At 45.3% G+C, this 6,854-nt stretch carries 8 protein-coding genes; 5 read left to right on the top strand and 3 right to left on the bottom strand.

Annotated features, from left to right (window positions below):
* The first annotated feature begins 230 nt into the window (after positions 1 to 230).
* A complete protein-coding gene (locus tag ACCI49_RS22850) occupies positions 231 to 758 on the top strand; it encodes a GNAT family N-acetyltransferase (protein ID WP_371841542.1) in 528 nt (175 codons plus the stop codon).
* Positions 759 to 1,135: 377 nt separating this feature from the next.
* Positions 1,136 to 1,726, top strand: coding sequence for a DUF1287 domain-containing protein (locus tag ACCI49_RS22855; RefSeq protein WP_371841543.1), 591 nt, complete (start codon positions 1,136 to 1,138; stop codon positions 1,724 to 1,726).
* A gap of 33 nt (positions 1,727 to 1,759) precedes the next feature.
* On the opposite strand, the gene ACCI49_RS22860 is transcribed toward ACCI49_RS22855, so the two are convergent.
* The 3 genes from ACCI49_RS22860 to ACCI49_RS22870 all read right to left on the bottom strand — a co-directional run bounded on the left by ACCI49_RS22860 (position 1,760) and on the right by ACCI49_RS22870 (position 3,484).
* The gene (locus tag ACCI49_RS22860) at positions 1,760 to 2,611 is read right to left on the bottom strand and encodes an AraC family transcriptional regulator (RefSeq protein ID WP_371841544.1); all 852 of its coding nucleotides are present in this window, start codon (positions 2,609 to 2,611) and stop codon (positions 1,760 to 1,762) included.
* An 80-nt stretch (positions 2,612 to 2,691) separates the two neighbouring features.
* A complete protein-coding gene (locus ACCI49_RS22865) occupies positions 2,692 to 2,994 on the bottom strand; it encodes a DUF1330 domain-containing protein (protein ID WP_371841545.1) in 303 nt (100 codons plus the stop codon).
* Between the two features lie 58 nt (positions 2,995 to 3,052).
* Positions 3,053 to 3,484 carry a DUF4345 domain-containing protein gene (locus tag ACCI49_RS22870; RefSeq protein WP_371841546.1) on the bottom strand — a complete coding sequence of 144 codons (432 nt, stop codon included), beginning with the start codon at positions 3,482 to 3,484 and terminating at the stop codon, positions 3,053 to 3,055.
* Between the two features lie 209 nt (positions 3,485 to 3,693).
* Between ACCI49_RS22870 and ACCI49_RS22875 the strand changes: the two genes are divergently transcribed.
* The 3 genes from ACCI49_RS22875 to ACCI49_RS22885 all read left to right on the top strand — a co-directional run bounded on the left by ACCI49_RS22875 (position 3,694) and on the right by ACCI49_RS22885 (position 6,621).
* Positions 3,694 to 4,143, top strand: coding sequence for an SDR family NAD(P)-dependent oxidoreductase (locus ACCI49_RS22875; RefSeq protein ID WP_371841547.1), 450 nt, complete (start codon positions 3,694 to 3,696; stop codon positions 4,141 to 4,143).
* Between the two features lie 23 nt (positions 4,144 to 4,166).
* Complete coding sequence (locus tag ACCI49_RS22880; protein WP_371841548.1) at positions 4,167 to 4,595, top strand: hypothetical protein; 429 nt, start codon at positions 4,167 to 4,169, stop codon at positions 4,593 to 4,595.
* 118 nt (positions 4,596 to 4,713) lie between these two features.
* On the top strand, positions 4,714 to 6,621 hold the full coding sequence (locus ACCI49_RS22885; protein WP_371841549.1) for a multicopper oxidase family protein: 1,908 nt from the start codon (positions 4,714 to 4,716) through the stop codon (positions 6,619 to 6,621).
* Positions 6,622 to 6,854: the final 233 nt, after the last annotated feature.

A 6,854-nucleotide genomic window follows, 5' to 3' on the forward strand; every position in this document is an offset into this window, starting at 1 on the left:
GCAAAGCCATTTAAATGGACAAAGCCCGCCGGTCAAATCTTGGCTTCCGTAGAGCGTGCAAAACAATCGTTACAGAATTAACCGCATGGACCACTAGCATGATAAATTTCAGAGACTCTTAATCATGCAGCAAACTTCCTACAAATTTCCTGATTGATTTATAAAAAAAAGATACATATGAAGGCCCTACCATATATTTATACATAAAAGATCAAGGAAGGTATTGACATATGAAAATAAGAGTAGCAACGCTATCAGATATTCAAGCCATCTCTGAGATACATGCAACTAGCTGGCGCAAAAATTATCAAAACGTACTGACTAAAGAGTATCTAATTGATAAAGCTTCAAATGAGCGACATCAGCTTTGGAAGGGTCGCTTTAACAATCCAAAGCCAAACCAACAAGTACTTCTCGCAATAGTCGAGGGTGAAATCGCCGGTTTTGTTTCTTTGTACGCAAGTGAGAACCCTCACTGGGGGTCCTACCTGGATAATTTACACGTACGTGAAAAATATCACTCTAAAGGAATAGGCAAGGCACTATTAATTGCAGGAGCTCGCTGGTTTTATCAGCAAGATTCGCAAAATGGCATGTGCTTGTTAGTGAATCAAGATAATATCAAAGCACAGGAGTTCTATAAGAAACTTGGCGCTCGCAATGTGGAGGCAAGCATATGGAATGCTCCAGATGGGAGCATTGTCCCAACTTACTGGTTTGTTTGGGACACCCTAAATAACCTGATAGAAGCAACCTAATCAAACAACTTATATATAGTTCTTAATGCTGAGGCAGTCCCAAGCAAACTCGACTGCCTTAACTTAAAAATTGCAAAATCATTATGGAAGAAATAATAGGAAGTTTATTTAGACTTTTTTTAGCTTTATTTTCAGGTGGTTTTCAGAATCATTATTGAAGTGATATCCCATGTCCCAAGGTGTCATATTTCTAAAATATTCATTCCACAGAAAGTTGATCTCGCTCCTGGATGGACATTTATTATTAGTGTATCTTTTTCGCTTATTCTAGGACTGTTAGCGTATGCCGGCTATTTTAATATTTAAAAGGTTTGCATCTTTGGCTGAGTGGTAACTTAAATCAATAATCACTCACGTGATCTTAACTCGAGTATATTATGAAATTTATACCTTTTGGAGTCCTTGTATTTCTAAGTAGTGAGAGTTACCCACAAAATATTACACTGGCCGAGGCGGCCCTGGAACGTACGTACCACAAGGTACGCTATGATCCGGCTTATGTCTCCATTCCCTATCCGAACGGAGATGTACCGGCAGATACCGGTGTTTGTACCGATGTAGTGATTCGCTCATTTAGGAAGCTGGGAATCGATCTACAAAAAGAAGTTCACCAAGATATATCGAGTCATTTTCAAGCTTACCCCTCAAAACGCATATGGGGGCTTTCCCGACCGGACAAAAATATTGATCATAGACGAGTACCCAATCTAAAAATCTTTTTTACTCGTAAAGGGCAATCTCTCCCAATATCTGATAAATCAGAAGATTACCTGCCCGGAGATATTGTTACCTGGATGCTGCCCGGTAACTTACCGCATATCGGTATTGTGACGGCGAAACGATCACAGGAAACTGATCGTTACATGATCGCACACAACATTGGATCTGGACCTGTACTGGAAGACATGTTGTTTTCCTTTGCAATTACAGGGCACTATCGATACGTTGTAGATCAAATAACCGAGTAGTTTGAATAGCAATAAGCCTGCATAGTTGGGTCACTACTTTTTTTTGACAGGAATATGCAGGTACATTTCAGCTGTCGGGCTTGTAACTTGGTATTTAGGGGGATAGAGTTCAAAATCTGGCCTCTCAATATAGTCATAGTTAGACTTGGGCAGCCAGCTTCCCCAGATATACTTCAACGTCTGCTCCAGGGTGGTGATTGATCCACGATGAACAAACTTTGCATATAGCTGTTCCGGTAGCTCACGGACCACCATTCCCTCTGGTACCTGAGCCAGGTCGGCAACCGGCGCGCAGCAGACATAATTAAACCGAATTTCATCACCCGCTTCCTCATAACACTCATAGATGCCAAAAGATTCATCGCTAATACGATTAGGAATCTTATCCCTGTAGGGCCGGAAAGCAGACCAGAGCTTTGGCAAGCTGAGATTTTCATGATCGTATTCCTGCGCTACCCCCACCAATTGCATCGCTGGCCGCGAAATAATTTGTGGCTCCATGGATAGTTCATTTTGCAAGAAGTGCAGCATGTGAGGGCTAAACTGATCCTTATACAACAACCGAAAAGGATCTTGCTGCTTTCGATACTGCGCCGGGGTTACATTAAATAAAGCTTTAAACGCGCGAGTAAAGGCTTCTTGGGAATCAAATTGGCACTCCATGGCAAGCTCAAGAATACCAATATCTTCACTCAACAACCTCTTTGCGGCGACGGTCAACCGGCGCTTGCGCAAATACTCTTTCGGTGAGTCTCCCACTAATGCCTTAAAAATACGGCTGAAGTGGTAGGTGGAGTAATGAGAGGCAGCGGCAATTTCATGAACAGAAATTTTGTCGTATAGATGCTGCTCTACGAAATTGATACTTTTAAAAAATCGCTGCATGAGAGGCTCCTTTCCTACCAGTTTACGTTGGGACGGTAAGATTTTCGAGCAATACTTTCCCCGTTTAGCTTGCCTTGAAATCAAATTCGCTCACTAGTGATAAAAAAGCGTAAATGGGCAAATGCCTTGTCCCTCAAAGGGATAATCGCCTGGTAGGCTGGATCATTGAAGAATGCATAGATCGCCTCCCGATCCGGAAAAGATACCACAACAAATGCCTTTGGTGACCTACCTCCGTCCAGGGCCTCTTCCACATCATAAGAGGCAATACGCACCCCCCCGTACTGTTGCATTAATTCCAGTGCCAGACCTATATACTGCTGAAGAGCCTGCGATTCCTGTAGGTTTGGTGAAGACTCTATATGTAAAAATACTGGTAACATAGTAATAACCTCTTAAGCATAAATAATTTTGAGCTACCTAACCAAGGGCTTCTAATGACTAACTTTGAGAGGCCACTCGCCTATGCCAAAAAACCAGAATTGGAACTATCGCAAGCTCAATAATCGTAGGCGGTAAGACCTGGTCATCCACCAATCCAAATTCCAGAATATTGCTTAAGCGGCCCAGACCGCCAATGAAGAGGGATAGAGCCACGAAGTAAAACAATGCTTTATGTTTTTCGATATTGCTCAGGAAATACAGTAGAACCAACCCCTGGGCAAAGAAAACACCAAAGGCAAATCGATATTGATTATCCCCAAATCCCCTCAAGGGACTATCCGGGCCGAAAATCATAGCACCTCCACTCAGGGCAGCACTGCCATTCAGCCCTCCAAATGCACTGATCCCACCGGGAATAAAACAGATCACTGCCAGTGCTACCACAAGTAATTGGAAAATTTTTCTTTCTATAGAACTCGCCTGATTCATAGTGTCACCATAGTTTGCAGTATTTGAAGAGATGACCTAATCATATTGGCCAGTAAGGCCCTATTTTTGATATTTCTTGCGGTCTTGGTGTTCTGCTAAGACAGCAAGAAATATCAAAATCCAGGACCTTTAACCGCTTATCTTTCCCTCCAACAGCCGGGTACATCCATATCCGGGCACCAGTTCCCAATATCCACAGAGACAGAAAGATGATTAAGAGTGTATTGATTACCGGAGCGAATGCAGGCTTAGGCAGGGAGTGCGCCAGGCAACTGGCGGAGTACCAGCAGATTAAAAAGATCTATCTCGGGTGCCGCAATCTGCACAAAGCCAAGGAAGCCCAGGCCGAGCTGGTGTCGGAGACAGGCAGAAATATCTTCGAAGTATTACTTATCGATGTCGCGGATCAACAATCCGTGAAAGAGGCGGTTAAAACCCTGAACTCCCCGATTGATGCCCTGGTTATGAATGCTGGTGGTACCGGGGGGAAAGAGTTTTATAACAAGACCCCTGAGGGAGTCACACAAATTTTCGCCGTCAACCTGCTCGGACATGTACTACTGACTAACGAGTTGCTGAAAGCCAATAAATTGACCCAGGCTGCTATCTACGCCGGCTCTGAGGCCGCTCGTGGTGTAAAAGAGATGGGTATGACCTGAAAAGCGCCTCTATGGAGGAATTTATGCAGATCTGTGAAGGAAAGCTCTATGCCAGTACCAAAGACGCTACGATACCCTATGGTCCGATAAAGTATATGGGCGCCCTATGGATGTCTTCCGTGGCGCGGGAATTCCCACATATCCGCTTCATAACCATGAGCCCGGGAGCTACTGTAGGCACCGAGGGCTTTAATACCCTGTCGTTATTCAAGCAATATATGATGAAGGGCATGATGCGGATTATGCTGCTATTGGGTAAAGTCCATAAAGTGGAAGTAGGCGCCAAACGCTATATCGATGCCCTGCTGGATACGTCCTTCCGCACAGGCATCTTTTACGGCAGTGAACGCGGATTAACTGGACCTCTTGGTGAGCAGCGGAAGCTTTTCCCGGACTTGGACAATCCAACCTATCAGGACAATGCCAAAGCCGCGATCAATCGCTTTATCTAGTGAGGCGTCACATCAGGTAAGGGCCCTGTGCGCCTTTGCCTGAACCCCAAGTCATCTCCACCGAAACCACCTGTTTACCTATACTTGACAGTTAAATACTAACTGCTAAGAGCAGCCAATGTTTCGGGTAATCTTTTCCCTGCTGCTGTTATCCCCCCTTGTCCTGACTGCTACTGAAGACGCTGCCAAAGCAACTCCCCTGCGACTGCTAAATCCAGCAACAGTGGATAAGTTCGTCAATGAACTGCCAATACCCGTAGAAATCCGCCCTCAGGGCTCAGCCCCGATTAAGCTACCCGCCCGCCCTACTGAAGTTTGGATGGGGCTACGGGATAAGGAGGGCAAACGTTTAATGACAAAAGCCTGGGGTTTTGAATATGCAGGTCGCATCCACTCTCCCGGTCCTACTATTCGTGCCCGAGAAGGCCAACCGACATTTGTACATTGGGCTAACGAGCTACCGGGACCGCATCTATTTCCTGTGGATCGATCCATTCACCTCGCCGATGTAAAAGATCCCAAAGCTGTACCTATGGTTATCCATCTTCACGGCGGGCATACAGAGTGGAAAAGTGACGGCAATCCCCTCGCTTGGTACACCCGCAATTATCGTGAGACGGGACCATTATTTGAGAAAAGGATTTACGAATACGATAACTCCCAGGATGCCGCCACTATCTGGTATCACGACCATACCCTGGGCATGACGCGCCTTAATGTTTATGCAGGTCTATTCGGTTTTTACCTGGTTGGTGATGACAATGAAGATCACCTGATACAGGAAAAACTACTTCCCACAGAAGAGCGTACCTTGGTTGCCGCTATTACAGACAGCCTGTTTAGTTCAGATGGGCAACTCTATTTTCCCGGTTGGAGGGGCCAGCCTCCATCACCGGTTTCCCACGAGGCAGTGAAGGCCAATTGGCCCAACCCCTCTCATCTGGACGAATTTTTTGGCAATTTTATGTTGGTAAACGGCATGGCTTGGCCCAAAGTTAGCATCACACCACACGTTTATCGACTGCGATTACTCAATGCGTCAGATACACGCACACTGATACTCAGGATCGACGAAGGTACCCCCTTTGTGCAGGTCGGCAGCGACGGTGGTTTTCTTGATCGCCCAGTGCAACTGAACGAGCTGGTATTGGCGCCCGCAGAGCGAGCAGATGTTTTAGTGGATTTCAGTGATTATGAAGGGCACAAACTGACACTGCGAAATTTTGGACCAGATATCCCTTTTAAGGGATTTGTGAAGGCCAGTAATCCAAAGAGTTCAATTCCACTGGTATACAACCCTGATGGCAAACGCGTATTAAGTGATGGGCGCGGTGGCACCACACCAGCTACCGACCCCGATACCACTGGCCAAGTTTTGCAATTCCATATTGCTCCGGCACCTACAAAAGCCTCTCCTGATAAACAGAAAGCAGCGGTCAAAGATACGATTGGAGATTTAAAGCTAACCTTGAATACTCCCCTGCGCCCTCCGCTTAATAGGCTTAGTCAAGCGAACCACACACGACAGCTTGCCACCTACCGATTGGACGATCCCTACGGCCGCAATCTGCTGATGTTAGGTCCAGTAAAAGAAGGCTCCCTATTTTTCGAGGACCCTGCCACGGAAATTATCCAGCACAATGCCGTAGAGATCTGGGAGATATACAACCCTACAGTATCGGCTCATCCAATCCATATCCATCTGGTAGAATTCCAGGTACTGGATCGCCAGCCTTTTAAGGGGAAACTTATCCCCAAGCCACAGAAATATATGCACACCGGTGAGGTATTCCAAGGGGCAAGGCTGGAAATAGAATCCCTACTGGGAAAACCCCTTCCGCCACAACCAGAAGAAAGTGGCCCAAAAGATACGGTCATCGCCCTTCCCGGCCAAGTAACACGGGTAATAGCCCGCTTTGACCGCGAGGGACTCTATGTATGGCACTGTCATCTACTCTCCCATGAGGATTACGATATGATGCGACCCTTTGAAGTACAGGCGCCTGAATCCCAACAAACAAAATAGTTTGAACCGCTTTACTTGTTAATTAAAACAGGGATATAGAATTATAGCCTTTGAAGAATTACTATTGATTTCTGCCTTAACGATTTTCTCCAATGAGGAAATTTGCAAATGGCACAATTATATTTATGGGCATCTCTATAAATTCGGAGATAAATTTACGAATTATTGGAGTGCTATTTTATGGTTGAGTTTTAGTTGTAAAACTGAGCTTATTCGATAAATATTGATAGTTA

Source organism: Microbulbifer epialgicus (genome assembly GCF_041447265.1).
Lineage (GTDB): Bacteria > Pseudomonadota > Gammaproteobacteria > Pseudomonadales > Cellvibrionaceae > Microbulbifer > Microbulbifer epialgicus.